Raw genomic sequence first — 18,381 nt, 5'->3', positions numbered from 1 at the left:
ATATATTTATTCTCTGACACTCACCAATCTTTGTGGATATAAATAAATATCATGGCAGACCAAAAAAAATTGCAATTTTGGCAAAAAATAGCTTCCAATCCTTTCCTTAGAAATCTCAGTTGGTTGGGTAGTTCAGAGTTAATTATTCGTGTATTTCGTTTAATAACTACTGTTATTTTAGCTCGGTTTCTCAGTCCTAAGGACTATGGTTTAGCAGCCATCGTGTTGACAACTTATGATATCACCCAAGTCTTTAGTCGTTTTGGTATCAATGCTAAATTAATTCAAATTGAAGCGGACAGATTAGAAGAATTTTCCCAATCAGCCTATAGATTAAATTGGTTGATATATGTTTGTTTGTTTTGTATTCAATGTTGTCTATCCTTCCCGATTTCTTGGTTTTATGGAGACTCCAAGTTAATCTTACCAATTTGTGCGATGGCTGTAATTTATCTCATTTCACCCCTCGCATATATAAATGTTGCTTTGTTACAGCGAGAAAATCGACTCAAGGTTTTAGCTATTCTGAATAGTACCCAAGTTACCGTTGACAATATCCTCACAGCTATCCTTGCTTATCTAGGATGGGGAATGTGGGCAATTGTCTTACCGAAAGTATTAGTTGCACCGTTGTGGGTAATTATTCCTTACATAAATCATTCCTGGCGACCAAAGAAAAACTTTACTGCCAAACATTGGCGAGAAATTATTAAATTTGGGCGTAGTATGTTAGGCATTAAACTTTTAGAAACATTACGTAATAATTTAGATTATTTAATTGTTGGACGCTTCATCAGCTTGGAGCAATTAGGTTTATACTATTTTGCTTTCAATGCAGGGTTAGGAATTAGTTTAAGTGCCATTAATGCCATTAGTCTTGCTCTTTTACCCCATCTTTGTGAGGTACGTTCCCAATGGGATAAATTCCAGCAACGTTACTTTCATAGTTTGAGAACCATCAGTTTTATTATCATTCCTCTAGTATTATTACAATCCAGTTTGGCATACTTTTATGTCCCCATTGTCTTTGGTGCTAAATGGATAGCAGCAATTCCTATCTTAGTTTTAATTTGTTTATCTGCTATTCCTCGTCCCTATGCAGATGCAGCTTCTCAGTTACTAATAGCAGTCGATAAACCGCAAATAGATTTGCTATTTAGTGTTGCTTTCACTGTGATGTTTGGTATTGCTTTACTAATCGGTGTTCATTGGCAGGCAATTGGTGTAGCATCTGCTGTCTTGATTACCCATTTTCTATGCATGCCATTATTCACTTTTTGGGCTACTCGCTATGTATTTGCAAATAAGGTGACTAAACTTGTCTAGACAAAATCTCAATTACTCTGCATCAGAATATATAAATAATATGCAAAAGATTTTACTGATTGGTTCTCCTGGTTCTGGTAAATCGACCATCGCTATGGAATTAGGTAAATATTTAAATCTACCTGTACTCCATCTTGATGCTTTGTACTGGACTCCTAATTGGGAAAGAGTAGATTCCCAGGAGGTAGGTGAGAAATTGCACAAATTATTGCAGCAGGAAAAGTGGATTATGGATGGTCCAGATCCAGAGAATTGGGATTCACATTTTCAGGCAGCAGATACATTAATTTTTCTCGATTACCATCCCTCATTATGTATCTATCGGGCATTAAAAAGATTATTCCAATTCCGTGGTTCATCTCGACCAGATTTACCAGAACATACTGTAGAAATTGATTGGGATACCCTCAAAGGAATTTGGTATTATCCACAGGCAGTACGTCCCTTGGTATTGGGAAAAATGCGGCAGTATCAGGAAAATCGCCAAGTTCTGATATTTCGCAAACCACAAGAATTACAAGCATATATCCACAATATAAATACCAAGATTAACTGTGGTCAAAATCAGAAAAAATCTCAACAATTGAGTTCCGATTTTATCTAGGACTAATTAAAAATTTCATCATATTATTCACATCCACAAATATGTCTGGTATTTACATAACTATTGGTGATAATCGGGTATCTCGCATTGAATCTGCGGCAAAAAGATTAATAACTTCTGACTCAGAACATACAGAAATTATTATTGAAAATGATTGCGCGATCGCCTGGGTAAGTCACGATCCTCCCGAACTCTTTGCCCCTGCTTATCATCCAGCTACTGGTGTACGTATTGTTACGTCTGGGAGAGTAGTTTGGGACGAATCTACATGGTGTGAAGGGGAAAAAATCAGCGATTCTACGGGTGGTTTAAGCAATAAAATTCTGATAAAAGAATATTTAGAGGGCGGTATTCATGCCTTAGAAAACTACGATGGTAGTGCAGCCATCCTGATTGTAGACCCCCGTGAGCGGCTGATTCATCTGATAACTGACCGCTTTGGCTTTTATCCAGTTTTTCTGTATCGTCCCCAGCAAGTTAGTAACACTGTCATCTGTACTTTCCCAGATGCGATCGCCACGGACTCTGATGTGCAGACAACACCGGATTACGTCTCCATGGCAGAGTTTTTACGGGAGTGGAAAGCCACACCTCCCCATACTTATTACAACGAAATTAAGTATGCAGGAGCAGCAACTCACTGTTGTTGGCAACTTTCCCAACCATCCTACCGACAGCGTGAATATTGGCAAGCATTCACCGAAGCACCCAGTATTAGCTTCCAGACTGCGGTAGAGCGATTATCTGAAGCGGTACAAGCAGCAATAAAAAAACGCACCTTACCCCGTCTAGCACCCATTGTCACCTATGTCAGTGGTGGTTTAGATTCCCGTGCAATTCTATTTGCAGCAAATAACCCCGCCCAGGTTCATGGTATCAATCTTTACGATGTTCCCAATAATGAAAGCGCGATCGCTCAACAACTTTGTGCGGCGGCTCAGGTAGAATACATCGGCTATGCCAGAGATAAGGACTACTATCCCCGTTGGATTGCTGATGGGGTAAAGGTTTCTGGGGCGATGTGGTCTGTGGAAGACAACCATTTTATGGGGACTCTGGAACTCATCCAGAAACTGCAAGCCAAAACCGTCCTCGCGGCTTTCCCCATAGATGATGTATTTAAAGGGGCTTGTTTAGAACAGAAGTACGTACAATTACTAGGTAAAAATTTACCTTTCTTCCAATTGGACGATACCCCCGTGAAAAGCTTCCTGATGGAATCTCCTCCCCGTCCTCCCGCTCCAGAGTTTGCCCAAGCAATGCAGGAACGTTTGAATGAGTGGTTTGGTGATTTACCTCCCCGTTTCACTTCAGACTTGGAAAGACTACGTCTTGAAGACCGTCGGGTACGTCCTGCCTGCTACCAACCAGGACTCTCGGATAATATGATGTTACGAATTTTACCCTACGATATTTTTCTGGGAGACAGGGCGATCGCGGATTGTTATAACCAAATTCGTCCACGATGGAAAATCAATGCTGCCGTTTGGAATCAAGTTATAGCCAAGCTTTGCGGCAACTCCATTGTGGATGCTAATCGAGGTTGGCGACCTGGTGCTTCTAATGTAGAAAAATTCCTAGTTTACGCTGGGCAATGGCTACAAAAACGTCGCAAGTCTAAGGTTAAACAAGTCTCCCTAGCTACCGATGGTTCCTGGTCTAATTTGGGTTGGTATGCTCTCCATAGTCCCACCATCAAAGAAATGTGGGAAAGTGTAACCCCCGAACAACAACAAATTATCACCTCTGTTTGGGGAAGCAACCCTTGGGAAGTTCCCCTGAGTCAATGGGCTACTCCTCCAACCCTGACTGCACAGGGATTAAACCACAGCAACTCACCCTACGGTTTATTCCGTATCTTAACTTTACTAAATCACCAATCTCTCAAGCGGCAATACGCACCTAGTAGTAAGTAGAAATTCCAGGGAACACACCACAAGCATCACCATGAAAAAAGTATCTGTAATTATCCCTGTTTACGGAGTTGAGAAATACATCGCTCAAACTCTAGAATCTGTCCTAGCTCAAACCTACGAAAATCTGGAAATCCTGATTATTAATGACGAGTCACCTGATCGCAGCATTGAAATTTGTCAGCAATATACAGATTCACGCATCAAGATTATCCACCAGAAAAATCGCGGTTTAGCAGGAGCAAGAAATACCGGAATCCGTCATGCAACCGGTGAATACTTAGCATTTTTAGACGGTGATGACTTATGGTTGCCGGAAAAAATTGCCCAGCAGGTACAACACCTAGAAACATCTCCCCATGTTGGTGTCAGTTTCTGTCGTTCTGCATTTATCGATGAATTCGGTAAACCTTTGGGTACGTACCAAATGCCGAAATTTACAGGGATTACCGCTCCTTACCTGATGTGTCGTAACCCTGTGGGTAATGGTTCTGCTCCCGTGATTCGTCGAGAAACCTTAGAAGCAATCAAGTATGAGAGCGATAAGCAGGGAAGTAAAGAATTCTGTTACTTCGATGATGAATTCCGTCGTTCTGAAGATATTGAGTGTTGGATACGTATTGTTCTACAAACAAATTGGCAAGTTGAAGGGATTCCCGACGCACTCACTCTCTATCGTGTCAACGCAGGAGGACTCTCAGCCAGTGTCTTTGATCAACTCGACTCCTGGGAAGCTGTAATAGCGAAAACCCGCACCTATGCACCTACAGTTGTTAAGAAATGGGAAAACCTTGCTAGAGCATACCAATTACGTTATCTTGCTCGACGGGCAGTGCGTTTGAAAAACGGGAAATTAGCTGTTCATCTGACTCATCGCGCAATTAAAACTCACTGGCAAATTCTACTTCAAGAACCAAGCAAAACCTTAATCACCATTGCTGCGGCTTATCTCTTATTCTTACTTCCCCAATCTCTCTACCATTGGAGCGAAAAAATTGCCTTAGAAATTACAGGTAAAAGACAAAAAAAACGTATTTATCAAGAACAAATTTCTCGAATATCTGCTTAAAAGTAAGAGATATTTACCCATAGTTGACCACAACATCATATTTTCCATTACCACTTAATCTAAGGGTATGAATATTCATAGAATCTATGGAGATTCAGAGAATAATTCTTTTTTTATAGCAATGGCAATTTAGCAACTCATTCTTTACATATCGTATATGAAAATCATGCTCGTTTGTTCATCAGGTGGACACTTTAAAGCTTTGTACCAATTACAAAATTTTTGGGCTAGTTACAACCGTCATTGGATTACCTTTAAGACTCCAACAACTGAATTAATGTTGGCTGAAGAGAATAAAATTTGGGCTTGGAGTCCTACAAATCGTCATATTCCCAACTTGATGAGAAATTTGTTCCTAGCCTGGAAAGTTATTCGTACAGAACGCCCTGATGTGATTATTACTAGTGGTGCAGGCGTCGCAGTTCCCTTTCTCATTATTGGTAAGTTATCTGGTTGCCAAACCGTTTTTGTAGAATCAATTACTCGTGTACATAATCTCAGTCTTTCTGCAAAAATTGCTCTGCCATTTCTTAATGTAATTTATGTGCATTGGTTGCCCTTACAGCAGCGCTATCGCAAAGCTAAAATGATTGTTCAATAATCTCACTAAAGCTAGGTAAAAAATATGATTTTTGTTACAGTTGGTACAGAAAAATATCCATTTAATCGCTTGATAAACTGGATTAGTTTTTTGCTTCGAGAAGGTTTAATTCAGGAAGAAGTAATTATTCAGTATGGTTCTTGTACTGTACTTTCACCAGGTGTAAGAGTTTACAAGCATCTAGATGAAAATCATTTTAATGCTTTACTGAAAGAAGCAAGAATAATTATTTCCCATTGTGGAGAAGGGACATTTCTAATGCTAGAAGAATTAGAAGTACCTTATATTCTTGTACCTCGAAGTTATGAATATAAAGAACATGTTGATAATCATCAAGTGGAGCTAGCTACAGTACTCGAAGAACTTGGTGTTCCTATTGCCTGGTCTCCTGGTGATTTAGTACAGTTTATTTGTGAACCTCAACGTTTACCCATATCTCACCAAAGCTTAACATCTCAACAATTACTCTGTAGTTTATTAGAGCAACAGTTACTTCAGAGCCAGAAGCTCGAACTTTCTAATGCATCTTTGATAGACTTTACCTCTGTTAAAAAAGTATAGTGATATCACAAATAGAGTATTATTTGTCTGAAATTTATCCTTTCATACTTTGCTTAGGCAAATAATATTCTTATTAAGAATATAAGCACAAAAAATAATTTATTTTTTCCAACCTATATAATTTCATATTAAAAAGCTTAATTTATGAAGTCTGAAAGAAGTATTACCAAAATTATAGTTGTGTCGCCACAAGTATATTTAGTAAAATTACCAGTCATCTTAGGTAATGTAGAAGCGAGATTTTTCAAAGCTAAATGTTATAAAGTCTTTGCCAATAATTCCATAATTAATAAGATTATTCTTGATTTTAGCCATGTAAATCGTGTAGATAGTAGTGGAGTTGCCACGCTACAAAGTATTTGTAATTTCTTGAAAGAATCTAACATCAAAATTATTATACTGAGTATTGATTTTCAACTCAAAAAAACTCTTATCGAACATCACTTAGACCAATACTGTGAATTTCAACATGATAGTGAGAGCATCCTTTATCAAATTAGTAAGCGTCGAGGTTTTACCCATCCTTCCATTCATTCTCGACGGAAGCGAACTCTCGATATTTTAGGTTCATTAGTTGGCTTATTGATTACAGGATTTTTATTTATACCCATAGCGATCGCCATTAAGTTAGATAGTCCAGGACCAATTTTATTTGGTCAAATTCGTTGTGGACATCTCGGTAAACGTTTCCGGATGTGGAAGTTTCGCTCGATGGTAACCAATGCCGAAGCCCTGAAATCTAGTATCAAAAATGAAGTAGAAGGTGCATTATTTAAAAATGCTCAAGACCCAAGAATTACCAAAGTAGGAAAATTTCTCAGAAAAACTAGCTTAGATGAAATACCACAATTCTGGAATGTTCTCTGGGGAGAAATGAGTTTAGTTGGAACTCGTCCACCTACTGTTGATGAAGTAGAACTATATCGAGTTGATGATTGGCAAAGATTTGATGTCAAACCGGGAATGACTGGTGAGTGGCAAGTCAGTGGACGTTCCAAAATTCAATCTTTTGAAGATGTTGTGGAATTGGATTTAAGATATCAAAAATATTGGACATGGAAATATGATTTAAAATTAATGTTGCGGACTATTTCTGTTATCTTCAAAAAAGACCAGGGAGCTTATTAGGATTGTCTGTATGAATGGAAATATTTGCGATTTGCCGGAGAAAACTCCCCTAATATGCAAATAGGGAGCATTTTGCTCCCATGGTTTTTTAAATCTGCAACTTGATACTTTTTACTCTGCCCAATCTTTTGCCCAGGCTAAAGTTTTATGTACCTCTTCCAGGGTTGCAGCTTCACAGTAGAGACGTAATACTGGTTCGGTGCCACTAAAACGAATCATTAACCAACTCTGATCAGCGAGACGGAATTTGTAACCATCTATGGTTTGACAACCAATTACTGTTTTGCCAGCAATTTCTGCTGGTGGTTGGGTTTGTAATTGTGCTAATAATTTTCCTCGTACTTCCATGCTTGCCAGGGGCAAATCAATACGATCGTAGGCAGATGTAAAATTGGCTTGGGCTTGCAATTGGGCATAATATGCACCCAAATCTAAACCAGATTCGACAACTGCTTCCAGGGTATATAGGGCTGAAAGTAGGGCATCCCGTTCAGGAATATGGCTACCATAACCAATACCACCGGATTCTTCCCCTCCTAATAATACTTGAGCATCTAACATCCTATCGGCTATATATTTATAACCCACAGGTGTTTCATAAATTGACAAATTATGCAGAGCGGCAACACGGGGAATTAAATCAGAACCACTGACAGTTTTGACAATTTCCCCTGTAAAATCACGACGCAGGGTGAGGTGATCAATCAGGATAGGAATAAGTATCTGGGAACTGAGAAAATTTACCTGACTATCGACAGCTGCAACGCGATCGCAGTCTCCATCAAAAACTAAACCCACTGTTAATCCTGAAGGGTTGGTTTCCTGGTGGACTTTCATCACAGAAAATAAGCGGGAAAGGTATTTAGGTAAGGGTTCTGGGGCTCCACCTTCAAAAAGAGGATCGCGATCGCTGTTAATTTCCCTGACTCCTTCACCCAGGAGCATCCCTAACCCACCGGCTGCTGCTCCATGCATCACGTCTACAAATACGGTCAGTTTCCCTGTATCAATCGCATCACGTATCTTACTCAGGTCAACTTTGCGGGCTAATTCTTCACAGTAACTACCCCAAGGATTAAAAAATTGGATTTTCCCTGGGGTTGCCGCCATGGGTACAGGTTCACCCAACAAAGCTTCTATTTCTTTGGTAACTTCTGGAGGTACGGAACCACCAAAGGCACTTTTGACCTTGAGACCTAAGTATTTACCAGGATTATGACTAGCTGTAATTACCAACGCACCCAAAGCATTCTCTTGCTTTGCTGCCCAGCTAAAAGCTGGAGTTGGTGCAAAGGTTTCGCTGAACAAAATGTCAAAACCTGCCGCAGAAACAACCTCAGCAACTTTGTGGGCAAAATCTTCTGCCATAAATCGGCGATCATAACCGACTACTATTGTACGATTACCTACTTTTGCACCATAGGTATCAAATAGTACCTTTGCGGCTATTGGCGCAACTAAAGCCAGACGTTCAAATGTGAACTCATCGCCAATTACACCACGCCAACCGTCAGTACCAAACTTAATAGATTGAGCTGCAACTGCCATCGAGGTATCCCAACTTCCTTAATTGAGGATTGTAACATTTACACAAGCATAATGTAACAAAAATACCAGGTATAAAACTTACCACTGGTGACTGGAAGTCGGAAAATCATCCAGAAGACATAATCAGTAAATAAGTAATAGCTTTTGTGTTTCTATTTTTCTGCGATTAAGCCTTCGTATATTGCCATAGTTTCTTGATTGACGCGCTTGACGTTCAACCAATCTAAATTTTCTCCGGCTTTTCCTTGCCACTCCTGTAATTTCTCAGGATGATTCAATAAATCAGTTAAAGCAGTTGCCAAAGTTGGACTATCCTGGGGTGGGACTAAAATCCCAGCTTTACCATACTCTAATGCTTGGGGAATACCATCTACGTTGGTAGCAATGATCGCGCATTTTGCCTCCCTAGCTTCTGATAGTACCAAAGGACACGGATCCTTGTGGGATGCTAAGACAAAAATATCGGCACCAACTAAATAATGCTGTGGTTCTGATTGGAAACCTGTAAAATGAATGCGATCGCTAACGGAAGTTGCCTGTGCTTGGGTTTCAAAGCTTTGTCGATCGGGTCCATTTCCGACTAAATACAAATTTGCTTGGGGAAATTGTTCTGCGATATTGGCAAAGGCAGCAATTAACTCAGCTATCCCCTTACGTTCATACATTCCTGCCACGGTGGCGATCGCGGGATGGGACAAATTCGCAGGTTCATACTCATGCACAGGACGAGTACGCGGACTGCCAAGAGTACCATTAACTACAACTCTCAATTTCTTCTCTGCAATGCCCCGTTTTGCCATAGATTCAGCAACTGCTTGACTCACGGCAATTACCGTATCAGCTAATCCCATAAATATACTGGATTTCTGAAATTCATTATGAACTGTTGATACTATGTGGTACTTGTATCCAGCCTGTAAATATTTTGCCAGAATAATGCCCGTCATCATGTGAGCATGGACAATGTGCGGCTGGAATTCTTGGATAATTTGCCGATAACTCCAAGCTGCTTTTAAGATGTTGATTGGTTTTCTTGTCTGGTCTAGGTAATAATGTTTGACACCATAATCTAAGAACAAACTTTCATATTCTCCTCCACCGGAAATCACCGCTACATCATGACCAGAATTTGCTTGTATACAGGCTAAATCCACAGCAACGTTGACTATTCCATTACCAATCTCTTGGACGTGATTTAAGATGTGTAGAATTCGCATGATTTTCCCCATTTACGGCAGTAACTAACTCAACCTGACGATGATTTTTGAGCAATCATGCATCATGAGCAAATCTTGAGACCAGAAGATTTATAAAAATGATTAATAGCTTGATGCACCAATCTTGAAGATGGGAAAAAAGGTATTGGTGTGCTATAAGTTACCCTATACCTGAGTTTTCCATCTATTTTCACTTTCTTCCTAGAATAGGTATTCAGTATTAATGATGCACTGTCTGGAAATTTAATAAATATTAGATTTATTTGCTGTAATTGTCTGCAAAAAAATTGTCACAAATTGTCTTTGACTATATTATAGATTATTGCAAAGACGTCAAAACAAAGTAATTGCTATCTCAGTAAAAAAATCAGGTAAATGTATCTTGGTTATCAAATCACTCTGAAAAATCAGCAGAAAATCATCTTTTGCCCACAATATCTCATGCCAAAAATAAGTGAGATATCTGCATGAAATGGGTGATAGAGAAATTGAACCTCTGTGGTGCTGGTTAAAAGCCAGTTGCACAACCGCTATGCCAATCACCCTCACGATTAGTCCATGGTATTGATTTTTTGTGTTAATTATTACTTAAACACTAGGCATTACGACTTAAGTTTGACAGAAGATAGCTGTGTTCTAATGTCTTAGAAAAGGGAGATGAAATATAACTAAGAATAAAAAAAAGGAAAGATGGGTATTACCAAATACACTGGTTAAATTCAGCATCTCTAGCCAGTGATTCCACCACCTTTCCCATGAAACCAAAGTTCAAGAACTTCTCTTTAGCGATCGCCATCACGAATCACACAGAAATGTCTTTCCCATGCACTACAAAACTACAGATTATCCGATTAGAAAAATAGCCGACGCTCTAAATAGTGAACTTGCTGAGTTTTACGAATATTTTCAACTGCTTGCTTGTGCGCAAATTCTATGGTTTTTTCTTTTCTAGTTTCTGCTTGTGATACTGGGGAAGCAGAATTTTTCTTGGGTTTACGCCACTCTCTGGGCGCTAATTGGATGTAGAACATCGCTTTTACCTCCTAGGAAGCTTGTTTTTGCTTCACTACATAAATACTACATAAATACTACAAAACTGTCAAGAATATTTCGGAAAATTTTTGCTAGAGTGAATTGCCTCTCAATTAAGACAAGGAATGGTAGTGTGATCGAAAAGGAGTTACAGCAAGGGAAAAGCCGCGCGTTTAGTCATCTAGTAGTGATAACTCTCACAGTCTGTATGGCAGGTTGTCACACATTTGTGCAAAAAGAGCAATCAAAGGAGCAAGTAGGGCGATCGCCCCAGCAATCTCAAATTCAGGGTAATGTTGTAAAACAGACAAATCCTTTACCATCCCCAGTAGTAAAAAAGCCCATATTTCAAGCGGGCACAAAATATCAGGGCAAAACACTGTATAAATTAGAATCAAAAAATACAGATAAAATTATTGCTCTCACCTTCGATGATGGTCCCTGGACAAAAACTACAGACCAAATTCTCCATCTTCTCCAGCAAAACAATGTCAAGGCAACTTTCTTTTGGGTAGGCAAATCCATCCAAGCTCATCCAGAAATAGCTCAACGTGTAGTTGCCCAAGGACACGCCATTGGTAATCACACATGGCATCACTGGTATCGACAAATGGATACAGCTACAGCCAAACAAGAGATTGACCGTACATCTGAACTTATATACAAAACTACAGGAGTGAAAACTTTTTTGTTTCGTCCTCCCGGAGGATATCTCAATAACGGTTTAGTCCGCTATGCTCAAAGTCAGAAATACACTGTAGTTATGTGGTCGCAGACATCCGCAGATACTGACCCCCGCGCCAAATACCAAGTTTTTGTGAAAAATGTTCTCAGGGACGCAAAACCAGGGGGGATTGTACTCATGCATGATGGGGGAGGAGACAGAGCTAGAACAGTTCAAGCTCTACCACAAATAATTAGTGGACTCAAAGCCCAAGGTTATCGTTTTGTTACCATTCCAGAATTATTAGAAAATTGAGAACTTTCCCCTGACAGGAGAATAGGGAAGGGAAAGCTGTTTGACATTAGAGAATATAGAATAATTTATTTCTTATGATTCCCTAGACATTCTCTATTACCCATTCCCCATTACCTAACATTCCGCACTAATACAAGCTTGTGCTTCTTGCCAAAGTTTGTGTAGGAAGAACTCAGTGCGATCGCTCAACTTTGCCACAAATACACCATTAGCATCCTCAGAACTATTGCATAACCAAGAACCGTAAAGAGTTACTTCTACATACTCCGCATCAGAAGTATATAAAGATACGATTTCTCGGTCATCACAACAGAAAGACGCTTTCATCTGCTCAAGTCCTGGTAAATCAGCAGGAAGCAAAAAGGAAGCTGTGCTAGGTTGAACAAATAGAGACTGACTGACACGTAATGCCAAAATCACTCTTTGTGATACCCACTCTTCTAGGGATTGATTCAGACACTCTATGTAAAAGCTGTTTTCGGTATATGTTAATTTCAGCATTCCTCACGCTCTCTTGCTATTCCAGGTTTGCTTATACATCCAGGTTTGGGGAAACACCACTACAGATTTTTCTAGAACTTCGATTGCGCTAGTCACAGCTTGACTCCTCATAAAAAACCCCCACTTCTTTTTCTGATTAGGAAGCGGGGGTAAAACTAAACCTGAGATTTATCTGGTTCTATATCGGTACAGTGTTCACTTATCTGTACCTCCCGCTTTTTTGTACTTGTCGTGATGCTGTAATCTCTACATCAATAATGCTGGCATATCTCAAACCATGATTACCCTCTGGGAAAATGCCTAGATTTACGAAATTTAATCCTTTGATTTTGCTAAAGGTTGAATTTTGGCTGCTGTCACCCATATCACCCATAAATAAATAATTCACTCCCAAAGCAGTCGATTCCCAACTCCAGACAAAGTTGGCGATCGGTTTGGAAGCAGAAATGGGGTAAAGGGATTTCACAGAAAATTTCACCTATTGAGTACTAACTACTTGAACATTCTTTTAAACATACTACACTTGTATTACTATCCTGTCCATACCTCTAAGGAGAAAAACTCATGCATACTATTGCTCGCACCGCTACCACCGACATGGAAGTTACCAGCATCCGCTTGGAACGGGAACTCAAAGATAAACTCAAAGATTTGTCTGGCAATCAGGGATATCAGGCACTCATTCGGGATATCCTCTGGAATTACGTTCAACAAAAATCGGGAGATTGGAAACCGCGATTTTCCAAGACTGATATCCGCGCCAGCATAACTGCCATCGCTCAACAGGAGGAACGCTGTGTACTTACAGGACAATTAATTCAACCCCAACAACCTATGCTGTTAGGACTAACGAGAAACGGCGAGATGGTTCCCCTGAGTGTAGAGAGTTTAGCTGGTTAACATTGGGTTTTGCCGAATGCAGTGGGGTTTCTGCTGAATGGGCAAAAATCCCGCTGCAACTTTAATCATTGACCGTTCAACCAAATTTATAGAATAAAAAGAGCATAAAAGCTCACCCCAGGAATCACCAAGCTTTCAACGATAGCAACAACAAGAACTTATCAGTCAAAAACGAAAATTTTCTGTCAGTGATTATTGATAAAAAAAATAAATATAAGAAAAAAAGTATCTATCGCCTCAAAACATAAGAAATATATAACCTTGTGAGACAGTTTCAGTATATTCAATTACTCTTTTTCTCTTAGATATCCTTTACTACAGGGGGTCAGGCATCACTTGACACAATGATATTTATCGCGGTGTGTAGGATGAATAGTGATTTTGTAAACCGTAGCGAAAAAGACGTAAGGCTTATCTCTGGCGTTAATTCAAAATTAATAGTAATTGCGTGCATATACACAGGAATAAGTGATTTTACTCGTACTATGTTCAATTTGGTGACGATTCATCCTGAGCAAGATGGGCTATGGCTGAAACAAATATGACATTGTAGGCTGGCAGTTAAGTGGTAATGCGGAGACAGTTTACGGAGTTTTTGTGTGAAGTGCAGAGAAATTACGGTTTATGTCTAGTGTCTAGACAAGATATTCTAGGTAACGGTTGGTAAATAAACTCAATTCCTTGCCACAAATAGTGATTTACGTCCAGCATTTTGGTATATCCTAGGTATTCCATTAGGCTTGTAGAGATTTGTTTAATACAAAATTAGTTTGGTCATCTGCAATAGAAAGGGGCTATAACAGGTGGGAGAAAGGTTTGCTAAAAAAATTGCAATTTATCAGGGTGTTACGAGGTCAAGGGAGAAGGATGTGCCAGGAGGTTGGGTTACAAGACAATGGGGACAATATCCAAAAGTGTACCGGGAATGAGAGAGCGTGTATCACCCTCGCCACAAAGCCCAGATGACGTAGAACGAAGAAAACAACATTCACATGGAAAGCTGATGCAGCACCAGGAAGCAGCCTTGCAATTGGCACAAAAAATTAACCAGATTATTGCCGATGGTGTAACTCCAGCGATAATCCTCAAAGAGATTGCCAAAGTTTTGGGTACAGCTTTCCAAGTTGATGGATGTTGTTTGGTGACAGTTCCAGATGAATTGTCTACGGATGACGGAGGAATTAGACCTGTACAGCTAAAAGCATTGTCAAATGAAGATATCAGTGCTTACTGGTGTACGCAAGAGTATATGGATTTGCCCCATCCCAATGATGGATTTGCTGGGGAGCAGTTGGATGCACCGGTTTTAGAATTTGCTACAGAACCAACTATTGAGGACATTTCTACCACCCGTAATAGTTGGGTTATGGGTTATCAATATTTACCCTTACCAATCAAATCAGTCTTAGCGATACGCACTCGCTTTGCGGGTAAAAAGAATGGGGTAGTCAGTTTAATTCAATCCCATCCCTATGATTGGAGCGAAGCGGAAAAGCAGTTATTGAAATCTGTAGAGTCTGCTTGTGCGATCGCCTTCTCGCGAGTGATGGAAGCGCAGTTAATTAATTCCCAACAACAAGAATTACGCAGTTGTGCCCAACACCAGAGTTTAATTAGACAGTTAACTATTCTCAGTCGCAGTAATTTAGAGCTAAATCAGATGTTGCAGTTGGCGATCGCCTCTACAGCAGAAGCTCTCCAAGCCGACCGAGGTTTACTATTACTTTTAAAATATACTGACCCTCTATTTCGTAATCGTCCCCGTCAGGAAATTCCTAAAGCTAAGGCAACTGTCATGGCAGAATGGTCACGGGATAGCTTTGGTGTCAGTAAACCGGAAGCCGAAAAATCCTTTATGGTGGCTGAGTGCGGTTTATGCCAACGTGCTTTTAAGGACTCTGCCAAGCCAGTAATTATTAATAATTATCTAGAGTATAAAGAAAGTTTTACTACAGCCCCAATTTTAGCTTTAGAAGAGTTACCTGCCATCCTCTTTATTCCCTTAGAAAATCAAGGTCGAGTTTTAGGCTTTTTAGCTCTCCAGCAGGCGAAATCTCGTCATTGGCAAGCCTCCGAATTGAATATAGTCGAAATGGTCTGTGCCCAAATGACCAATGCAATTATTCAATCACAGACGCTGCGCCAGGTACAGAGTTTAGTGGATGAGAGAACAGCTCAACTGCAACGGAGCTTAGAAGTACAATCCAAGTTGTACGAAATTAAGCAACAGCACGTTAAGCAATTGCAAGAGTTGAATGAGCTCAAGGATGAGTTCGTCAGCAATATGAGCGATCGCCTGCGCTATCCTCTCACAAATATGCGGGTGGCTCTGCGAAACCTGCGTCATCCCAACATTACACCAGATAAGCAGGTTAGATATTTAGATATCCTGGAACAGGAATGTACTAAGGAAATCAATTTAATTAATGACTTGTTGACTTTACAGAAATTAGAAAGCCATCAAGAAAAACCCCAATTTGAAACCATAGATTTAAATACGAAAATTCAGGAACTCCAAGCTAACTTTGAGACTAAGCTTGCAGATAAAGGCTTGAAAATATCCCTGGATTTGCCAGAGAAATCCCTATCCATTCAAACTGAAATTGAAAGCTTTGACCGGATTTTACAGGAATTACTCACAAATACTAGTAAGTTTTCCGAAGCTGATACCGTTGTTCAGTTACAAGCTGAACATCAAGTCCAGGAGCAAGTTGATAAAATCGTGATTCAGGTGACGAATATCGGTCGTGGTATATCTGAAGAAGAAGCGACCTATATTTTTGACAGGTTCCGACGTGGTAGAGGACGATGGACTCCTGGTACTGGCTTAGGCTTGGCTCTAGTGAAGTCTATGGTACAGCATTTAAACGGGGCGATCGCTGTTGAAAGTACTCCCATCCCGGATACTGAACTGAGTAAAGTCTGCTTTACTCTCACCCTTCCACAATATTCTGACGATAACCAACCATAGAATTGGGAAATGTGAACTGTGAGTGAGCAACAATATATATCGGAAATTGCAGATATTACCCTAGAATCCGATGGGGAAATCAATTCTAGTGATTTACAAGCTGTTGAAGTCGAAGTTGAAAAAACTGGCGATCGCCGACGTCGAATTACAGCTTATATTGAGATTCCCCACCCCCTAGACTATGTGTGGAAAGTTATTACAGACTACGAAGCCTTGGCTGAATTTATTCCCAACCTTGCCAAAAGTCAACTTTTACCCCACCCTGAAGGTGGTATTCGTCTAGAGCAAGTAGGTTCCCAACGTCTGATGAAATTAAATTTCTCTGCTAGAGTTGTCCTCGACTTGGAAGAAAATTTTCCCCAAGCAATCAACTTTCAAATGGTTGAGGGAGATTTAAAAGAGTTCTACGGATGCTGGAAACTAGAAGGTTGTTTGGTAGGAACAAAACTCTGTTATTCAATTACTGTACACCCCAAATTAACTATGCCAGTGGGAATGATTGAGAAACGTTTGGCAAAGGATTTACAGGTGAATCTCCTGGCAATTCGTCAACGGGTACAACAATTAGCTACATCACCAGCTTAGTCACTGTTAGTAGCAAAATCCCCTGTCTCAAAATCGATAGGCTAAAAAGGGTATCAACATTTCTGCTCGACTTAACCCCCCATGGATTCCGACAACATAGGGGGAAGGTTCTTCACTGGGAAGGTGATGACGACAAATCCAGTCGTGATTGGGGATAAGTAAAATATCACCCATGCGATCGCCACTTGCTTCTGTTAAGGATTCACCTGGTAAACCAAATAAACCCAGCTCCACTGCTTCTGATTTGGTAATGGCAAGGAAATTATCCTGTAAATGCTTCTCAATATAATTTAAAGCAGCTTGTTCTTTTCCGTGCTTAAGGTATAAAAATTTACACCTAGTTTCCCCTGCACTTGGCACAAACAACATCCGCATTAACTCCGGGTGGTCGTTTAGCCACATGGTTTTTTCTGGGTAGCAGTAACGTTGTCCATGGTCAGCACTGAGTAACATTACAGTATCATTTTTACCTGACAAAGGTTTTAATAATTCCCGTTCCAAAGCAAAGGCGATCGCCGCCACTTCTGCCCGATAACTAGGACTCAGAGGACCATGACGGTGGGCAATACTATCTATGTGGTATAGATAAATGTAGGTAAAAGTTTTACCGCGATCGCTATTAGCCAGTAGAGAATTACGTACCTGAGCAAAACCATCTGCTGGGGTTAAATAGCCACTAAAACCCTCTTTCCCTGCTGCACTCCCGCTACAAGTATAACGACTGATACTCGTTTGTTTGAATTGGTGAAAATTGATAATTTTGACATCAACTCCTGCCGACTCCAAGGTACGATATATATTGGCAACAGGCACTAAAGTATCAGGATTTAATTGTGTATCTAATAATGGTGACCTAGTAGGAGCAACACTAGGGCAAAAGTGAATTAAATTTACAACACTACCAATTTCTGAAAAGTACAGATTTGTACCAACAATGCCATGTTTAGCTGGAGGATGCGCCGTTGCTGCGGAGGTTAAAGCAGTAACCGTTGTACTCGGATACACGGAAGTGATTGGCATAAAAAAAGCCTGGGGATGGGCTACCGCATTCACGAAACCCGGTGCATCTTCAGTAACAATTAATGTCTGTAATTGGTCATAACCTAACCCATCAATTAATACCATCACCACATGATTAATAGGTGATTGATTTAACCAATTTTGCCAAGCTGATGTGACTAAATCGATGCCGAGTAAGCTGGGATTGAAAGCAGGTAAAGTTGCCTGAGGATTTGCTGTAACTGCTTCTGGAATCAGTAGCTGTGGTACCAATGCGGCAATATTTGCTAACCCTAAACCATCGTAACTTGGTCTCACCGCTTCTTTACCAAAGATACCAGGTAGGGTTTGTCTATGAAGCAGGGCGGTTTCTGCAATGGCAGAGATTGGAGTCATAAGTCTATCTTCACCTTGTTAATCTCATTTTAATTGGAAAATACGGTCAGG

Annotated in this window: 17 protein-coding genes and 1 tRNA gene; 11 read left to right on the top strand and 7 right to left on the bottom strand. The window is 40.1% G+C overall.

Translation table 11 applies throughout. The annotated features are described in order from the left end of the window. Positions 1-51: 51 nt before the first annotated feature. From IJ00_RS16690 to IJ00_RS16660, 7 genes are all read left to right on the top strand, one after another. The gene (locus IJ00_RS16690; RefSeq protein WP_035154683.1) at positions 52-1,326 is read left to right on the top strand and encodes a lipopolysaccharide biosynthesis protein; all 1,275 of its coding nucleotides are present in this window, start codon (positions 52-54) and stop codon (positions 1,324-1,326) included. Between the two features lie 40 nt (positions 1,327-1,366). Continuing rightward, a complete protein-coding gene (locus tag IJ00_RS16685; RefSeq protein ID WP_046814834.1) occupies positions 1,367-1,930 on the top strand; it encodes a hypothetical protein in 564 nt (187 codons plus the stop codon). Positions 1,931-1,971: 41 nt separating this feature from the next. Next, positions 1,972-3,846, top strand: a complete 1,875-nt coding sequence (locus IJ00_RS16680; protein ID WP_035154681.1) for a hypothetical protein — start codon at positions 1,972-1,974, stop codon at positions 3,844-3,846. A gap of 31 nt (positions 3,847-3,877) precedes the next feature. Beyond that, a complete protein-coding gene (locus IJ00_RS16675; RefSeq protein ID WP_035154679.1) occupies positions 3,878-4,912 on the top strand; it encodes a glycosyltransferase family 2 protein in 1,035 nt (344 codons plus the stop codon). A 166-nt stretch (positions 4,913-5,078) separates the two neighbouring features. Next, positions 5,079-5,513 carry a UDP-N-acetylglucosamine--LPS N-acetylglucosamine transferase gene (locus IJ00_RS16670; protein WP_238178355.1) on the top strand — a complete coding sequence of 145 codons (435 nt, stop codon included), beginning with the start codon at positions 5,079-5,081 and terminating at the stop codon, positions 5,511-5,513. A gap of 24 nt (positions 5,514-5,537) precedes the next feature. Next, the gene (locus IJ00_RS16665; RefSeq protein ID WP_046814833.1) at positions 5,538-6,074 is read left to right on the top strand and encodes a glycosyltransferase; all 537 of its coding nucleotides are present in this window, start codon (positions 5,538-5,540) and stop codon (positions 6,072-6,074) included. A 144-nt stretch (positions 6,075-6,218) separates the two neighbouring features. After that, positions 6,219-7,202 carry a sugar transferase gene (locus tag IJ00_RS16660; protein WP_046814832.1) on the top strand — a complete coding sequence of 328 codons (984 nt, stop codon included), beginning with the start codon at positions 6,219-6,221 and terminating at the stop codon, positions 7,200-7,202. A gap of 111 nt (positions 7,203-7,313) precedes the next feature. Here IJ00_RS16660 and IJ00_RS16655 read toward each other — a convergent pair whose 3' ends face one another. The 4 genes from IJ00_RS16655 to IJ00_RS16640 form a co-directional block, all read right to left on the bottom strand. Next, positions 7,314-8,750, bottom strand: coding sequence for a phosphoglucomutase/phosphomannomutase family protein (locus IJ00_RS16655; protein WP_035154675.1), 1,437 nt, complete (start codon positions 8,748-8,750; stop codon positions 7,314-7,316). Between the two features lie 152 nt (positions 8,751-8,902). Next, positions 8,903-9,967, bottom strand: coding sequence for a glycosyltransferase family 4 protein (locus IJ00_RS16650; RefSeq protein WP_035159173.1), 1,065 nt, complete (start codon positions 9,965-9,967; stop codon positions 8,903-8,905). Between the two features lie 473 nt (positions 9,968-10,440). After that, positions 10,441-10,512 (bottom strand) — tRNA-Lys (locus IJ00_RS16645). Positions 10,513-10,818: 306 nt separating this feature from the next. Further along, positions 10,819-10,998 (bottom strand): hypothetical protein, encoded by a 180-nt coding sequence (locus IJ00_RS16640; RefSeq protein WP_035154673.1) that lies wholly within the window; start codon positions 10,996-10,998, stop codon positions 10,819-10,821. 134 nt (positions 10,999-11,132) lie between these two features. On the opposite strand from IJ00_RS16640, the gene IJ00_RS16635 reads away from it, so the two are divergent. After that, positions 11,133-11,978, top strand: a complete 846-nt coding sequence (locus tag IJ00_RS16635) for a polysaccharide deacetylase family protein (RefSeq protein ID WP_238178354.1) — start codon at positions 11,133-11,135, stop codon at positions 11,976-11,978. 114 nt (positions 11,979-12,092) lie between these two features. Here IJ00_RS16635 and IJ00_RS16630 read toward each other — a convergent pair whose 3' ends face one another. Continuing rightward, a complete protein-coding gene (locus IJ00_RS16630) occupies positions 12,093-12,479 on the bottom strand; it encodes an alr0857 family protein (protein ID WP_035154672.1) in 387 nt (128 codons plus the stop codon). Positions 12,480-12,678: 199 nt separating this feature from the next. Further along, a complete protein-coding gene (locus tag IJ00_RS16625) occupies positions 12,679-12,945 on the bottom strand; it encodes a hypothetical protein (protein ID WP_238178353.1) in 267 nt (88 codons plus the stop codon). Between the two features lie 98 nt (positions 12,946-13,043). Between IJ00_RS16625 and IJ00_RS16620 the strand changes: the two genes are divergently transcribed. From IJ00_RS16620 to IJ00_RS16610, 3 genes are all read left to right on the top strand, one after another. Then, complete coding sequence (locus IJ00_RS16620; protein WP_035154668.1) at positions 13,044-13,379, top strand: hypothetical protein; 336 nt, start codon at positions 13,044-13,046, stop codon at positions 13,377-13,379. Between the two features lie 925 nt (positions 13,380-14,304). Continuing rightward, the gene (locus IJ00_RS16615) at positions 14,305-16,350 is read left to right on the top strand and encodes a GAF domain-containing sensor histidine kinase (protein ID WP_238178352.1); all 2,046 of its coding nucleotides are present in this window, start codon (positions 14,305-14,307) and stop codon (positions 16,348-16,350) included. Positions 16,351-16,368: 18 nt separating this feature from the next. Next, on the top strand, positions 16,369-16,935 hold the full coding sequence (locus tag IJ00_RS16610; protein ID WP_035154665.1) for an SRPBCC family protein: 567 nt from the start codon (positions 16,369-16,371) through the stop codon (positions 16,933-16,935). Between the two features lie 27 nt (positions 16,936-16,962). Here the strand turns inward: IJ00_RS16610 and IJ00_RS16605 are convergent, their stop codons facing one another. Continuing rightward, positions 16,963-18,330, bottom strand: a complete 1,368-nt coding sequence (locus IJ00_RS16605) for an alkaline phosphatase family protein (protein WP_035154664.1) — start codon at positions 18,328-18,330, stop codon at positions 16,963-16,965. Positions 18,331-18,381 lie beyond the last annotated feature (51 nt).

It is taken from the genome of Calothrix sp. 336/3 (assembly GCF_000734895.2).
Lineage (GTDB): Bacteria > Cyanobacteriota > Cyanobacteriia > Cyanobacteriales > Nostocaceae > 336-3.
The sequence above is the reverse complement of the archived record's forward strand: the minus strand, read 5'-3'. Positions and strand labels throughout refer to the sequence as shown.